The organism is Dyella caseinilytica (assembly GCF_016865235.1).
Classification (GTDB): domain Bacteria; phylum Pseudomonadota; class Gammaproteobacteria; order Xanthomonadales; family Rhodanobacteraceae; genus Dyella_B; species Dyella_B caseinilytica.
Map to the genome: position 1 here is coordinate 442,336 of NZ_CP064030.1, position 13,117 is coordinate 455,452.

At 60.7% G+C, this 13,117-nt stretch carries 13 protein-coding genes; 10 read left to right on the plus strand and 3 right to left on the minus strand.

Features of this window, described 5'->3' with window-relative positions:
• Nucleotides 1–171 precede the first annotated feature (171 nt).
• From ISN74_RS01865 to ISN74_RS21270, 5 genes are all read left to right on the plus strand, one after another.
• Nucleotides 172–1,377: an OprO/OprP family phosphate-selective porin gene (locus ISN74_RS01865; protein ID WP_229678939.1), complete on the plus strand. Its 1,206-nt coding sequence runs from the start codon at nucleotides 172–174 to the stop codon at nucleotides 1,375–1,377.
• Nucleotides 1,378–1,495: 118 nt separating this feature from the next.
• Nucleotides 1,496–2,497, plus strand: a complete 1,002-nt coding sequence (locus tag ISN74_RS01870) for a sulfate ABC transporter substrate-binding protein (protein WP_188796830.1) — start codon at nucleotides 1,496–1,498, stop codon at nucleotides 2,495–2,497.
• Nucleotides 2,498–2,509: 12 nt separating this feature from the next.
• Nucleotides 2,510–3,334: a sulfate ABC transporter permease subunit CysT gene (gene cysT / locus ISN74_RS01875; protein WP_188796832.1), complete on the plus strand. Its 825-nt coding sequence runs from the start codon at nucleotides 2,510–2,512 to the stop codon at nucleotides 3,332–3,334.
• The gene (gene cysW, locus ISN74_RS01880; RefSeq protein ID WP_188796834.1) at nucleotides 3,334–4,194 is read left to right on the plus strand and encodes a sulfate ABC transporter permease subunit CysW; all 861 of its coding nucleotides are present in this window, start codon (nucleotides 3,334–3,336) and stop codon (nucleotides 4,192–4,194) included. Before cysT ends, cysW begins: the two co-directional genes overlap by 1 nt.
• 11 nt (nucleotides 4,195–4,205) lie before the next feature.
• Complete coding sequence (locus ISN74_RS21270; RefSeq protein WP_188796836.1) at nucleotides 4,206–5,351, plus strand: sulfate/molybdate ABC transporter ATP-binding protein; 1,146 nt, start codon at nucleotides 4,206–4,208, stop codon at nucleotides 5,349–5,351.
• A gap of 15 nt (nucleotides 5,352–5,366) precedes the next feature.
• Here ISN74_RS21270 and ISN74_RS01890 read toward each other — a convergent pair whose 3' ends face one another.
• Nucleotides 5,367–5,702 (minus strand): peptidoglycan-binding domain-containing protein, encoded by a 336-nt coding sequence (locus ISN74_RS01890; protein ID WP_188796839.1) that lies wholly within the window; start codon nucleotides 5,700–5,702, stop codon nucleotides 5,367–5,369.
• Between the two features lie 198 nt (nucleotides 5,703–5,900).
• Here ISN74_RS01890 and glnE point away from each other — a divergent pair, with 198 nt between their 5' ends.
• Entirely contained in the window at nucleotides 5,901–8,753 is a 2,853-nt protein-coding gene (gene glnE, locus ISN74_RS01895; protein ID WP_188796841.1) for a bifunctional [glutamate--ammonia ligase]-adenylyl-L-tyrosine phosphorylase/[glutamate--ammonia-ligase] adenylyltransferase, read from the plus strand.
• Nucleotides 8,754–8,935: 182 nt separating this feature from the next.
• On the opposite strand, the gene ISN74_RS01900 is transcribed toward glnE, so the two are convergent.
• The gene (locus ISN74_RS01900; RefSeq protein WP_188796843.1) at nucleotides 8,936–9,472 is read right to left on the minus strand and encodes a hypothetical protein; all 537 of its coding nucleotides are present in this window, start codon (nucleotides 9,470–9,472) and stop codon (nucleotides 8,936–8,938) included.
• Nucleotides 9,473–9,685: 213 nt separating this feature from the next.
• Entirely contained in the window at nucleotides 9,686–10,657 is a 972-nt protein-coding gene (locus tag ISN74_RS01905) for a mitochondrial fission ELM1 family protein (RefSeq protein ID WP_188796845.1), read from the minus strand.
• 158 nt (nucleotides 10,658–10,815) lie between these two features.
• On the opposite strand from ISN74_RS01905, the gene ISN74_RS01910 reads away from it, so the two are divergent.
• The 4 genes from ISN74_RS01910 (at nucleotide 10,816) to ISN74_RS01925 (ending at nucleotide 13,113) form a co-directional block, all read left to right on the plus strand.
• Nucleotides 10,816–11,409, plus strand: a complete 594-nt coding sequence (locus tag ISN74_RS01910) for a malonic semialdehyde reductase (protein ID WP_188796848.1) — start codon at nucleotides 10,816–10,818, stop codon at nucleotides 11,407–11,409.
• A gap of 64 nt (nucleotides 11,410–11,473) precedes the next feature.
• Nucleotides 11,474–12,193: an MgtC/SapB family protein gene (locus ISN74_RS01915; protein WP_188796850.1), complete on the plus strand. Its 720-nt coding sequence runs from the start codon at nucleotides 11,474–11,476 to the stop codon at nucleotides 12,191–12,193.
• 16 nt (nucleotides 12,194–12,209) lie between these two features.
• On the plus strand, nucleotides 12,210–12,797 hold the full coding sequence (locus ISN74_RS01920; RefSeq protein WP_188796852.1) for a YceI family protein: 588 nt from the start codon (nucleotides 12,210–12,212) through the stop codon (nucleotides 12,795–12,797).
• A gap of 109 nt (nucleotides 12,798–12,906) precedes the next feature.
• Nucleotides 12,907–13,113, plus strand: a complete 207-nt coding sequence (locus ISN74_RS01925) for a zinc-finger domain-containing protein (protein WP_188796854.1) — start codon at nucleotides 12,907–12,909, stop codon at nucleotides 13,111–13,113.
• Nucleotides 13,114–13,117 lie beyond the last annotated feature (4 nt).

Sequence of the window (13,117 nt, forward strand, 5' to 3'; positions counted from 1 at the left end):
CGTTTTTTAACGAAGAAATGATGGGGCGGCATATCCGCATGCCATTCCCTCCTTTCCGCTTCGCCGATGCCGCAGGGCAGCATGGATCCTGGAGCGCACCCCTCAGGCGTTCCGTGGGGAATTCTTCTTTCTATCAAAGGGCGCCGTGCCAGCACGGCGTCGGAGGCATCCATGCAGCGAAGATCGACATTCACTTATCCGGTATTCGCATGGGCCGTGGCGGCGGTCTTGTCCATGCTCGTGCCGACCACCGCCAGGGCTGACGATTACGACTGGCTCAACAACTGGCCGACCCATGTGCAGTTCAATGACGGGACGGACTTGGGCCTGGTGCTGCGCTATCAATACGATGTGAACGACTTTTCACACGACGACGGAAAATTCACGGACTCGCACACCAATCGCCGCAAATACCTGGGTTTCTACGTGAAGAAGCCTGGCGTGTACGACGCGACCGTCTATTACGACTTTCAATCGAAGCAATGGCAGGACGCCTTCTTCCGCCTGCAGTCGCAGGCCCTATTTGGCCAGGATTTTGGTGCTATCCGCTTCGGGCAAAGCAAGACGCCGGTGAGCTTCGAGGGAGTGACCACCTCGACCCAGACGACATTCATTGAGCTGGCACTGCCATCGCAGGCGATTTATGAAAATCGCCGTATCGGCATCGACTGGGCCATTCTGCGTACGCATTGGCTGGCCAGCCTGGGGTATTACGGCGAGAACATGGAGGGCAAAAATCCGGGGCATACCGTTGCTGCCCGTGCCGCCTGGGTGCCGATTCATGCGCCGGGCCATGTTCTGCACCTGGGGCTTGCCGCCTCACAAGAGCGCCCCCATGGGCTTGTCGACGCGCTAGGTGTGCAGCAGCCGGCAACGACCAGCTTCAAGACGCCGCCCGAAGCGGGTCTCACCACGGTGACGCTGATCAGCTCAGGCACGCTTACCGGCGTTGACCACATCAATCGTCAGGGTCTGGAGGGACTGTGGATCGATGGTCCGTGGTCTATCCAGAGCGAATACCTGCAAACGCAGACGACGTTCAACAATGGCAAGCCCAATTACGACATCAACGGCTTTTACACCTATGGCACCTGGGTGGTGACCGGTGAGTCGCGCCAGTATCACGACGGCAATGTCAGCAATGTGATCCCCTCGCATCCCTGGGGCGCGGTGGAATTTGCCTTGCGTTACAGCGAACTGGATCTCAACGACGGCCGGGTGTTCGGTGGCAAAGAACACGACTGGACTGCCGGCGCGAACTGGTACCTGGGCACGCATCTGCGCTTGCAGGCGAACTACATCTGGGCATTCAGCGATCGCCGCGGGCTGGTCATCAATCCGCACGTATTCGAATTGCGAGCGGAAGTCTTTATCTGATCGCCCGGGCGGATGTCCGGCATATGGATAGAACGATCCGCGCTTTCAGCCGTTTGGCCATCCAAATCTATAGTCGACGATGGGCGTCTTCGACCTGCCCGAAGGAGATCTGTCCCGTATGAAACGAAACATGTTGATGCTGGTCGCCCTGCTTACGCTGCTCACAGGCTATGTCCACGCAGCGGATACGCAGCTGTTGAATGTGTCCTACGATCCCACCCGTGAGTATTTTCAGGACGTGGATGCAGCCTTCAAGGCGCAATGGGCAAAACAGACAGGGCAGAGTGTCACCGTTACGACCTCCAATGGCGGTTCCGGTAAGCAGGCGCGTGCCGTATTGGATGGGTTGCAGGCCGATATCGTCACGCTGGCGCTCGCCTACGATATCGATGTGCTGGCGGACAAGGGCTTGCTGGCCAAGGACTGGCAAACGCGTTTGCCGGACAACAGCTCGCCCTATACATCGACCATCGTTTTCCTGGTGCGCAAGGGCAATCCGAAGCATGTCCGCGACTGGCCGGATCTGATCCGGTCAGATGTGCAAGTGGTTACACCCAATCCAAAGACGTCCGGCGGTGCACGCTGGAATTTCCTTGCTGCCTGGGGTTGGGCTGAACGTCAACCCGGAGGGAGCGCCGACAAGGCACGTGCCTATGTCACTGCGCTCTACAAGCATGTGCCTGTGCTGGACACGGGTGCACGCGGCGCCACCAACACCTTTGTCCAGCGTGGGATCGGCGATGTGCTGATCGCGTGGGAAAGCGAAGCGTTGCTGAGCCAGCAGGAGTTCGGCAAGGATAAATTTGAAATCGTGGTGCCTTCCTCCACGATTCTGGCCGAGCCGCCAGTCGCTGTCGTCGACACCGTTGCGGCCGCACATGGCACGCAGAAAGTCGCGCAGGCTTATCTGCAATTTCTCTACAGTCCGGAAGGGCAGGCGATTGCCGCCAAGCACTTTTTCAGACCACGTCTGGCATCGGTAGCGACCAGCTATACCGCGCAATTCCCGGCGGTGAAGACGTTCACGCTGGCCCAGCAGTTTGGTGACTGGCGCAAAGCGCAGGCAACGTATTTTGCCGATGGCGGCGTGTTCGACCAGATCACCGAAGGCGAGCATTGAGAACGCTTCCTGATGACACGCCACGTTCTGCCAGGATTTCGCTTGAGCACAGGCTACACGCTGGCTGTGTTGGGCAGTTGCGTGTTGCTGCCGTTGGCAGCGCTGCTTTGGACGGCTGGCGAACTGGGGCCGGCGGGATGGTGGGCGCAGGTCGGTACGCGCCGCGTGCTGGCGTCGTTGCGGCTGAGTTTCGGCGCGGCTGTGCTGGCAGCCACCATCGACGTGCTGCTGGGCCTGCTGGTGGCCTGGGTGTTGGTGCGTTACCGCTTCCCGTTCCGCCGTCTGTGCGATGCACTGGTCGATTTGCCGTTTGCATTGCCGACGGCGGTGGCAGGTATCGCGCTCACGGCGTTGTATGCGCCAAACGGCTGGCTGGGAAGCCGCCTGGCGCCGTACGGAATCGAAGTGGCTTACACGCGGCTGGGCGTGCTGTTGGCGATGGTGTTCGTGGGATTGCCGTTCGTGGTGCGGACTTTGCAGCCGGTGCTTGAGAGCCTGGAGCGTGATCTTGAGGAGGCGGCCTACACCTTGGGCGCATCGCCTGGACAACGCTTCTTCCGCGTGCTCCTGCCGCTATTGTTGCCGACCCTGCTCACAGGTTACGCATTGGCGCTGGCTCGCGCGATTGGCGAATACGGCTCGGTGGTGTTTATTTCCGGCAATCGCCTGTTCAGTACTGAGATTGCGCCGTACCTGATCGTGCAGAAAATCGATTCGCAATACGACTATCGCGGTGCAGCCGCGCTGGGCGTAGTGATGCTCGCTGCGTCCTTGTTGTTGCTGGTGGCGATCGCGGTATTACAGCGGTGGACACGCCGTTGGGCGGTGTCGCGCTGATGGCTGCCCTATCCGCCGTGGTAACGATAGGTGGGCGGCCCGAACGGTCGGTTCGCGTTGCACATGTTGTGCTGGTGCTGACTGCCATCGCGGTGCTTGCCTGGTTGCTGGTGCTTCCGTTGCTGGCGATATTTGCCGAGGCGTTCCGCCAGGGCGCGGCCTTTTATCTGGATGCGATCCGCCAGCCGGACACGCTTGCCGCTGTGCGGCTAACTTTGACGGTGGCGGCGATCGCCGTGCCTTTGAATCTGGTCTTCGGCCTCGCCGCCGCATGGTCGATGACGCACTTCCAGTTTCGCGGCAAGGCACTGCTGGGTGCGTTGATCGATTTGCCGTTTTCCGTGTCGCCGGTAGTGGCAGGCATGATGCTGATCCTGATTTACGGCAAATACGGCTGGCTCGGGCCGTGGCTGGAAGCGCGCGGGTTGCAGGTGATTTTTGCGCTGCCAGGGCTGGTTTTGGCGACAGTGTTCGTGACCTTGCCATTCGTTGCACGCGAGCTGATTCCGCTGATGCAGGCGCAGGGATCGGAGCAGGAAGAAGCGGCGCTCACCCTCGGTGCGAATGGCTGGCAGATCTTCTTCCGCGTGACCTTGCCGCGAGTGCGCTGGGCCCTACTGTACGGCGTCCTGCTGTGCAATGCGCGCGCGATGGGCGAGTTTGGTGCGGTATATGTCGTTTCCGGTCATCTGCGCGGCTTGACCAACACCTTGCCGCTACAGGTCGATCAGCTCTATGACGAAAATTTTTCCGCCGCCTTTGCAGTGGCTTCACTGCTCGCCCTGCTAACTGTGTTCACCCTGGGCATCAAGCGCCTGCTGGAGTGGCGGCAGAGCGGCGGGTTGCACGCAGGGCATTGAGGAACAGCGGCATGGGTATCGAAATTTCGCGTCTGCGTCGCCAATACGGCCAGTTCACGGCGCTGGACGATGTCAGCCTGACGATCGCCGATGGTGAGTTCGTCGCCGTGCTCGGCCCATCAGGATCGGGCAAAACCAGCCTGCTGCGCATCCTTGCCGGGCTTGATCAGCCGGATGCTGGCAGCGTGCAGCGCGATGGGCAGGATTTGCTGGCGCTGGATGCGCGCCGTCGTGGCGTAGGACTGGTGTTTCAGCATTACGCCCTGTTTCCGCATATGACCGTGGCGCAGAACGTGGCATTTGGTCTGCGCGTACGCCCGTGGCGATCCCGGCCGAAGGCTTCCGTGATCAAGGCGCGCGTGGAGGAGTTGCTGCGCCGGGTCGAGCTTGAATCATATGTGGGGCGTTATCCCGCACAGCTTTCGGGCGGTCAACGCCAGCGCGTGGCATTGGCTCGTGCGCTAGCTATCGAGCCTCGACTGCTGTTGCTGGATGAGCCGTTTGGTGCACTCGATGCACAGGTACGTGTGAATCTGCGCCGCTGGCTGCGTGAGTTTCACCGCTCGCTCGGTATCACCACGCTGTTCGTGACACACGATCAGGATGAAGCTCTGGAAATGGCGGATCGCGTGGTAGTGATGAATTGTGGGCGCATCGAGCAGATCGGTACGCCGGAGCAGATCTACCAGCATCCGGCTACGCCATTTGCCTCCGGCTTCATTGCGCGCGGCCAATCGTTGCCGGGGGAACTCGATGATTCGCATCTGCGCCTGTTTGGTCACGCATGGCGATTGGATGATTTCGCAACCGAAGATGTGCATAAGGTCACTGTGCACGCCAGGCCTGAGCATATCGTCCCTGCCTCGCGCCAAGGCGAAGGTCTGGCCGCACGGCTGTTGGGACTAAGGCATGTCGCCGGCACGGTGCGCGCCGGTCTGCAGATGGATGGTTTGGCAGAGCCGTTGGAAGCGGAGTGGAGCGAGCGTGATTGGGCGCGGCATGCTGTTGCAGTGGGTGAATCACTGGGGATCCACTTTCAGTCGCTGACGGTATTCGGCAGCGACAAAGATGGCCGCGTTCGCGCGCGTGCAGAGCTCCATCCACATCAATCCGTGTCGCCGGTAGCCTTTGGACCGTGGCGTCGCCTGGAAGCGTGAGGCGTTTTCGCGATTTCAGCCGCCCATGGCTTGTTCGGAATCGTCTGTCGATGACCTGAAGACGCGATGCGCGTGTTGGGCATGCTTCAGCGCGGCCGAGGTTTTGGGGCCAACCACGCCATCGACGATCAGGCCATAATCGTATTGAAAGGCCTCGACGGCGTAACGCGTACGGTGGCCAAACGCGCCGTCGGCACGCGGGGCGCCATCGATATCGTGGTAACCGATTTTGCTCAGCTGGCGTTGCAGTTCGCGGACCGCTTCGCCTTGTTCGCCGAACTTGAGCATCGCAGGCGAATGGGTGTCATCGCCTGATGGAAGGTCTAGTCCGGATCCATGACGTCCTTGCATGGTGTCGCTCCTTTGCTGGCTATCGCGGCCCAATGCGGGGCCGTCCGACTAAGGTGCCGTCAGCGATAGGGATGCGCTGTCGGTCGATGCCATCGGGTTCTGTCCCGCTGCTGCTGGCACATGGATGCGGATGCAGCCAATACGCGTGGAGGTGAACCGCGATTCGGAGGACGGGGAAGTTCCGGTCATAATGGGCGCATGGCTGTGACTTCCGCTTCGACCGAATCCTCCGCGCTGCGTGCCTTGATCGACGATCGCTACGCGCAGCTGGTTGCCTGTTGCCGCGCTGCCGGCGTGCCGCTGCATGACGATGCAGGCGTGGCCGAACGCATCCGGCGTACTTTGCTGGCCAGCGATTTCGCCTTCGAAACCTGGCGCAGTCAGCCGCAGTTGCTCGCGCCGCAAGGATTGGAGCGCTTGCGCTCAGGCAGCGATGCCGCGGCGCGCATCGATACGCTCAAACTCGATATTGATGAGACGGCCACGATGGCTACGTTGCGCCGCTTTCGTCATGCCGAAGCGTTGCGCCTGGTCTTTCGTGACGTGAATGGCCTCGATGAGCTGCCGGAGGTGTTGTCGGCCACCAGTGTGCTCTATGAAACCTTGCTGGGCAGCGCGCTCGATTGGTCCGAGCGCATGCTGGCCGCCCGCTACGGGCATGCCCGCGGAGAGGATGGAAGCCTGCAGCGGCTGATCGTGATCGGCTTCGGCAAGCTCGGTGGCGCGGAGCTGAATTTCTCATCCGATATCGATTTGGTGCTCGCTTATCCGCACGGCGGCGAAAGCGATGGTGCGCGTTCGTTGGATAACAGCGAATATTTCGTACGCCTCGGTCGGCAGCTGGTGCGCTTGTTGAATGAACCCACCAAGGATGGGATCTGTGCACGCGTAGATCTGCGGCTGCGTCCTTTCGGTAATGCAGGTCGGCTTGCTTTGCCGTTCAGTGCCATGGAGCAGTATTACCAGCGAGAAGGGCGCGATTGGGAGCGTTACGCCTGGATCAAGGCGCGCACGGTGGCGGGTGATCGCACGGCGGGCAAGCAGTTGCAGGAGATGCTGCGGCCTTTCGTTTATCGCAAATATCTCGATTACACCGCTTTCGCTGGTTTGCGAGAGATGAAGGCGCTGATTGACGCGGAAGTCGCACGCAAAGACTTGGCGGACAATCTCAAGCTGGGGCCGGGCGGTATCCGCGAAATCGAATTCATCGTGCAGCTGGTGCAATTGATCCGCGGTGGCCGCGAACCGAGTTTGCGTGTACGCGGCTTGTTGCCGGCGCTTACCGCCTGTGAGGCGCGTGGACATATTCCCGCATCGCGTGCACGCGCTTTGCGCGAAGCGTATGTTTTCTTGCGGCGTCTGGAGAACCGCGTGCAGATGCTGCGCGACGCGCAGACCCATGACTTGCCTGACGATGCATTGACCCGCGAGCGTCTGGCCTTGGGCCTGGATTATCCGGCGTGGGAACCGCTGGCCGAGGAACTGGCCAGACACCGCGAGATCGTCGCTACCGAATTCGCTGCCGTGCTGATGCCCGAAGGCGGCTCCCGTGCGAGTGTGCCGGCGGCCGACGCGGTGCTGTGGCAGCGCGCCTGCGATGAATCGCTGGATGCCGCGCTGATGGAATCATCAGGCTTCGTTCCTGGCGCAGATGCGGTCGACGCCTTGTCGAAGTTGCCGCAAGCAGCGCAGTTGCGTGCGATGTCGGCGCGCACGCGCGAACAGCTCGATCATCTGATGCCGCAATTGCTGTCCGTGGCGCGCGCGACCGCGGCACCCGTACCATGCCTGCTGCGCTTGTGCCGGTTGATCCAGACCGTGGCGCGACGCCCTTCGTATCTGGCATTGCTGGAGGAACAGCCCGCCGCGCGCAAACGGCTTGCCCAACTGTTTGCCGACAGCGCGTTCCTCGCCGAACGCGTGATTGCACAGCCGCTGTTGCTGGACGATGTGCTCGATCCGCGTATCGATCAGCTGCCGCTCAAGCGTGCGGATATCTGCGCCGAGATCGCGCGCGTGCTTACCACGCTGGACGAACGTGAAGCCGAGGCGGAGTTGGAGCGCATCAACGAATTCAAATCCAGCATCGCCTTTCGCTTAGGGTTGGCTTTCAACGATGGGCGTGCCGATGCCGTGTCCACGGCGCGCCGCTTGGCCGCGCTGGCCGAATCGGTGGTCAATGCAGTAGCTGCGCTGGCCGAGCGTGAGGTGATCGCGCAGCATGGCCGACTGCCGGGGCAGGGCTCGGGTTTTTCGGTGCTTGGCTATGGCAGCCTGGGTGGCGAAGAGCTGGGTTTTGCGTCCGATCTGGATCTGGTCTTCGTGTTTGATGGTCAGCGCGCGCAAGAGATGAGCGATGGTCCACGTCCGTTGGAAGGTTCGCGCTGGTATCAGCGCCTGACCCAGCGCGTGATGAACTGGCTGACCGTGCTGACGCGGGCGGGGCGCTTGTACGAAGTGGATACGCGCTTGCGGCCCGACGGTTCGAAAGGACTGCTGGTCGGCAGCCTGGAAGCCTTCGTGACCTATCAGGAGAGCCGCGCCTGGACCTGGGAACATCAAGCCCTGCTGCGCGCCCGTCCTGTCGCCGGTGACGCAGCGTTGAATGCCGAGCTGGCAGAGGTCAGGCGCCGGACGCTGGCCGTGCCGCGCGATCGCGCGGCAGTGCTGGCGGAAGTGAGCAGCATGCGACAACGCTGGCGCGCCGAGCGCGATCGCTCGGATGCCGCGCAGATCGATCTCAAGCAAGGGCACGGTGGCTTGCTGGATATCGAATTTGCCTTGCAAGGTCTGGTGCTGGCGCACGCCGCTCATGCACCGGGCTTGCTGGCGATTACCGCCAACGCCGGCTTGATTGAAGCCTGCCGTGAGGCACGCTTGCTGGATACGGCCCAGGCCAACTGCCTGACCGTGGCGCATGCGGAGCTATTGCGGCGTGCGTTGCTTTGCACGCTGGATTTACGTTCGCGTATTGCACAGCGCGATGAAGAATTGGAGGCACTGACCAGCGACGTTAATGTCGTGACGCGCGCCTTGGGGTTTGCGTTTTAAAACGTGTCCCTGCACTTGTGGATTCGCGACTGCAGGGACTCCTGAAAGGTCCGGATATGAATCATGGTGGCTGCTGCGCTTGCTCGGTGGATTGGGTGCCGCGTATCACGTCTTACAAGGTGGAAACGGGCCGATTTGCTCTGTTCGATTTTTATGCGGATCGATTCTTCTCCGATCCAGGTTTAGTAAGCAGCAGGAAGGTTTATGACTACCGGATAGTTGCTCCATAGCTTTGGATAAGCTGCAGCCAGCACCGGAAGAATATGTTTATGGTAATCGTAGATTTTAAAATTGGCGCGGTATGTTGCGATACTGCTTGTTCTGGGATTGTTGGTGCCTTCCATCAACAGGATAATATCGCCAACGTAATTGATCTTGCCCGCGTCAATCTCGAATTGCTTTGAGCTGATGTGAGCGCCGTAAGAACCTACGCTGAGATTGTTCCATCGATAACTGCCTGCTGGAAGTGGGATGGCAAGATAGGTTTCGGCCGAACTTAGTCGGATATTTACACCCGAACCGTTGTTGATATTGAGCAACGCAACCGATGTTGGCAGGCCAGGTTTCAAAAGATATGGGACAGCCAAGCGGGCTACCAGGACGCCTTTGCCATCCGGCAACTGCGAGGTGTCGTCCATATTGGGTTTGACGTTCATCGTGCAGCTGGCAAGCACGGCAATCAGCAGCACGAATTTAAGCACTCTGGCAAAAATCTTCATGTTGTCCCCTGTTTGCGTCGATGTATAATGTGCTATCGACATATGGGCCATGCGTCTGGCCGCAGCAAAAGCTAGCACAAAACGTTTCGGACGATTCGGCGGATAATGATTGCTCCTTTACCGTTGCTCGACTTTGGCTCGCTGCTAAACGGGGTATTAGGATTAAAGTTCGCAAGACCTGATTAAGCTAGCTCTGGGCGCGTAAGGTACAAGTCATTTCAACAGCACGCGTTGGCGTAAGGTGTCGGCCATCGCAGCTGTTTCGCGCAATGGTATTTGTTGGGAGGGAGCTGCACTGTCCAAATCGTGTAGCAGGCCCGCTTCGTGCAGGTTGCGATGAAAGCGTGCGATCTTCGACGGCAATGGCTCTGCCACCAGCGTCTGTACGGAACAACCCACGGCACAGGCTTCGCTGAGCATATTGACCGAGTCGGGCGTGACTACCAGTCGGTCGGCCCAGCCGAGTACGCCGGGATAAGGATTGCTGCCGTCGTCAGGTCCTGACCAGACCAGGCCTGGAATACCTTTCAATGCGCCGCGCACAACGTCGATCACCGCGGCAGGCGTGCGCCGCGATGCCAGTGCCAGCACGCTACCGCCTTCGCTGCGTCGACGGGCAAGCAGTGTGTCGATGAGCCGCTTGGCGTAGTCGGTATCGATGCGGATCCCCGTGCGTGGTCCGCCGAGTAGCACGCCGACACGCGGGCGCGGCAGATCACCCAGGGTCGAGCACGCCTCGCGGCCGTCTTCCAGCCAGTTGTCGTCAACGGGATTGAGCGATCCGAGTGGTCGCAGCACGTTGTCACCGGCGAGCTGATCGTGGCGGGGGGCGATCACGGTGTCCCAGTGGGCCGGATCGATGCGCGGATCGAGGATCTGCACGGTATGGCAGTGATGTTCCGTCACGCTACGCAGCATGCGGGTGAACAAGGCAGCGCTGCGGCCGCAGCCAATGGCCACGGTCGGCCAGGGCGCCGCGAAAGTGGTGCGCTGGTCGCGTGGCAGCGCCAGCCGTCCGCCGAGCATCATCCGTGGTGACAGCCACGACCACGGCGCACGCGGCGACAGCACCAGGTGGCGCACCGGCATGCCCAGCCGCTCGGCCAGGGCCAGCGCCTGCCGCTGGTTGCCGGCGGCATGGTCAGTGATGGCCCAGCACTCGCCAGGCAGCGCCCTTGTGCTCATGCGCCTGCCGTTTTCATGCCAAAGAATGCCTTGTCTGGGGCGATTGTCGTCGGATTGTGCACAGTTCGTTCGCCCCGTTGACCTCTGATCGATCCTGCTTGCGCTTACACTCTGTAGCCTTGCGCCAAATCGGGCGCGTTGTCATGCAGAGGATACCGATGAGCGAGAAGCTTGCCGAGGCGGCACTGGATCAGTTGTTCCGCAACGCCCGTACCTTTAACGCATTCCTGCCCAAGCCCGTCAACGAGGAGCAGTTGCATGCGCTGTACGAACTTGCGAAATTCGGCCCGACCAGTGCGAACTCCTCACCCATGCGACTGGTGTTCGTGACATCCGCCGCGGCCAAGGAAAAGCTCAAGCCATTCTTGTCCGAGGGCAATCGCGCCAAGACGCTGGCCGCGCCGGTCACGGCCATCGTTGCTAATGATCATGAGTTCTACGAAAAGTTGCCGAAGCTGTTCCCGCACGCCGATGCGCGCAGCTGGTTCGTGGGCAATCAGGTGGCGATCGATACCACGGCGTTCCGCAATGCGACCCTGCAAGGCGCCTACGTGATCATAGCCGCCCGTGCGTTGGGGCTGGATTGTGGCCCGATGTCGGGTTTCGATAATGCCGGCGTGGATCAGGCGTTCTTTGCCGGTACGTCGATCAAGTCCAATTTCCTGATCAACATCGGCTACGGCGACAGCAGCCGCGACTTGTTCCCGCGCAGCCCGCGTCTGTCGTTCGACGAGGCCTGCCGCGTGGAATAAGGTTAGGCGCGCAGCTCCCGGGGCCGGGCGCTGCGCAAACCGCCACCTGGGCTATCCTCCAGCGATGATCGACGCTCCCGAAGTCCTTCTGCGCCTTGCTCTGGCTGCCGTGCTCGGTGCGGTGATCGGGCTCAATCGCAGCCGCAACGAATGGGCTGCCGGCATGCGCACTCACATGTTGGTGAGCGTGGGTTCGGCGTTGGCGATCATCGTCTCTGCATTCGGGTTTCGCGACGTGTTGGGTCATCCTGATGTGGTGCTTGATCCATCGCGTATCGCGGCCCAGGTGGTAAGCGGAATCGGTTTTCTCGGTGCCGGCACGATCATGTTTCTGCAACGTGAGCAGATCGTGCGTGGACTGACTACCGCCGCGGGCCTGTGGGCCACGGCGTCGATCGGTCTGGCGTCGGGCAGTGGCCTGTTCGCCGCAGCGGGTATTGCCACCGGTTTGATCTGGCTGATTCTGGCGCTGCTCAAGCCGCTGGAACGCAAGCTGATGTCGTGGGGCAGGCGTGCCATTCCGCGTTTGCGCTTGCGCCTGACGGATGCGACAGCGCTGGGTTCGGTGGAAGCCATCGTTTCACGCCGCCATTTGCCGCTGCAGAAAATCGTTCTGCGGCGGCAGGAGGATGGTGACGACCAGGTCGATTTGATTTTTGGTCCGGCCTTGCGTAACGACCAGCTGGTGACCCTGGCTGATGAATTGCGTGAGCTGGAAGGTTTGCAGTCTGTGTCATTCGAATCGGCGTCGCAGACGCCTTCTCAACCCCCCACTACTGATTGAAGCAGGAGATTCTTCAATGCGTACTTTTCGTTATGTGATGTTGGCCGGTCTGCTCGGCGCGGCGATGTCGGCCCAGGCAGCTCCGGTGACCTACAAGCTTGATCCCGGCCACACCATGGTGCTGTTCAGCTGGAGCCACTTCGGCTTCTCCAATCCGGTGGCTGATATCGGCCTCGGCGATGGCTCGCTCGTGTTCGACCAGCAAAACCCGTCCAAGTCCTCGGTGGAAGTCACCTTGCCACTGAGCAATCTCGATACCCACGTACCGGCGCTCGACAAGCACCTGAAGGAGCCTGACTTCTTCGACGCCGACAAATTCCCCACCATCACCTTCAAGAGCACCAGCGTACAACCGTTGGGTGGCAAGCATTACAAGGTAACCGGCGACCTCACCGTGCACGGTGTGACCAAGCCGGTGGTGTTGAATGCAACGCTCAATAACGTGGGTCCGCATCCGATGACGGGCGCGCAGTCGATCGGCTTCAATGCCACCGGCACGCTGAAGCGTTCCGATTTTGGCCTGGGCGCCTATGTGCCGAAGGTGAGCGACGAGATCCAGCTCACCATCACCACCGAAGGTTCGGTGCCGAAGGCAGGCCAGTAAGGTCTAGGCAAGGGATAAGAGGGCGTGCGTGTGCGCACGCCCTCGCTACCGGGGGCCTGTCCCTTGCTAAACTAGACAACCCAATCGTTTCATCCCGGAGCAACATCCCATGTCGGGTTCCCCTGCCGCGGCCAAGCCCATCCTGGCGAATGCCGAAAATCGTTACGAAGTGACGCGTTCGGACCTACCGCTGTCATGTCCGATGCCCGGCATGGCGCTGTGGAATTCCCATCCCAAGGTATATTTGCCCATCGTTCAGGACGGCGGCGAGTCCGTATGTCCTTACTGCGGCGCACATTACGTCCTCAACGACTGATTCG

What these genes read in the sequence shown, in the direction of transcription:
- ISN74_RS01910 (WP_188796848.1), top strand. Translation starts at nt 10,816, where the DNA reads ATGAGCGAGAAGCTTGCCGAGGCGGCACTGGATCAGTTGTTCCGCAAC.
- ISN74_RS01865 (WP_229678939.1), top strand. Translation starts at nt 172, where the DNA reads ATGCAGCGAAGATCGACATTCACTTATCCGGTATTCGCATGGGCCGTG.
- ISN74_RS01915 (WP_188796850.1), top strand. Translation starts at nt 11,474, where the DNA reads ATGATCGACGCTCCCGAAGTCCTTCTGCGCCTTGCTCTGGCTGCCGTG.
- cysT (WP_188796832.1), top strand. Translation starts at nt 2,510, where the DNA reads ATGACACGCCACGTTCTGCCAGGATTTCGCTTGAGCACAGGCTACACG.
- cysW (WP_188796834.1), top strand. Translation starts at nt 3,334, where the DNA reads ATGGCTGCCCTATCCGCCGTGGTAACGATAGGTGGGCGGCCCGAACGG.
- ISN74_RS01905 (WP_188796845.1), bottom strand. Translation starts at nt 10,657, where the DNA reads ATGAGCACAAGGGCGCTGCCTGGCGAGTGCTGGGCCATCACTGACCAT.
- ISN74_RS01920 (WP_188796852.1), top strand. Translation starts at nt 12,210, where the DNA reads ATGCGTACTTTTCGTTATGTGATGTTGGCCGGTCTGCTCGGCGCGGCG.
- ISN74_RS01870 (WP_188796830.1), top strand. Translation starts at nt 1,496, where the DNA reads ATGAAACGAAACATGTTGATGCTGGTCGCCCTGCTTACGCTGCTCACA.
- glnE (WP_188796841.1), top strand. Translation starts at nt 5,901, where the DNA reads ATGGCTGTGACTTCCGCTTCGACCGAATCCTCCGCGCTGCGTGCCTTG.
- ISN74_RS01890 (WP_188796839.1), bottom strand. Translation starts at nt 5,702, where the DNA reads ATGCAAGGACGTCATGGATCCGGACTAGACCTTCCATCAGGCGATGAC.
- ISN74_RS01900 (WP_188796843.1), bottom strand. Translation starts at nt 9,472, where the DNA reads ATGAAGATTTTTGCCAGAGTGCTTAAATTCGTGCTGCTGATTGCCGTG.
- ISN74_RS01925 (WP_188796854.1), top strand. Translation starts at nt 12,907, where the DNA reads ATGTCGGGTTCCCCTGCCGCGGCCAAGCCCATCCTGGCGAATGCCGAA.
- ISN74_RS21270 (WP_188796836.1), top strand. Translation starts at nt 4,206, where the DNA reads ATGGGTATCGAAATTTCGCGTCTGCGTCGCCAATACGGCCAGTTCACG.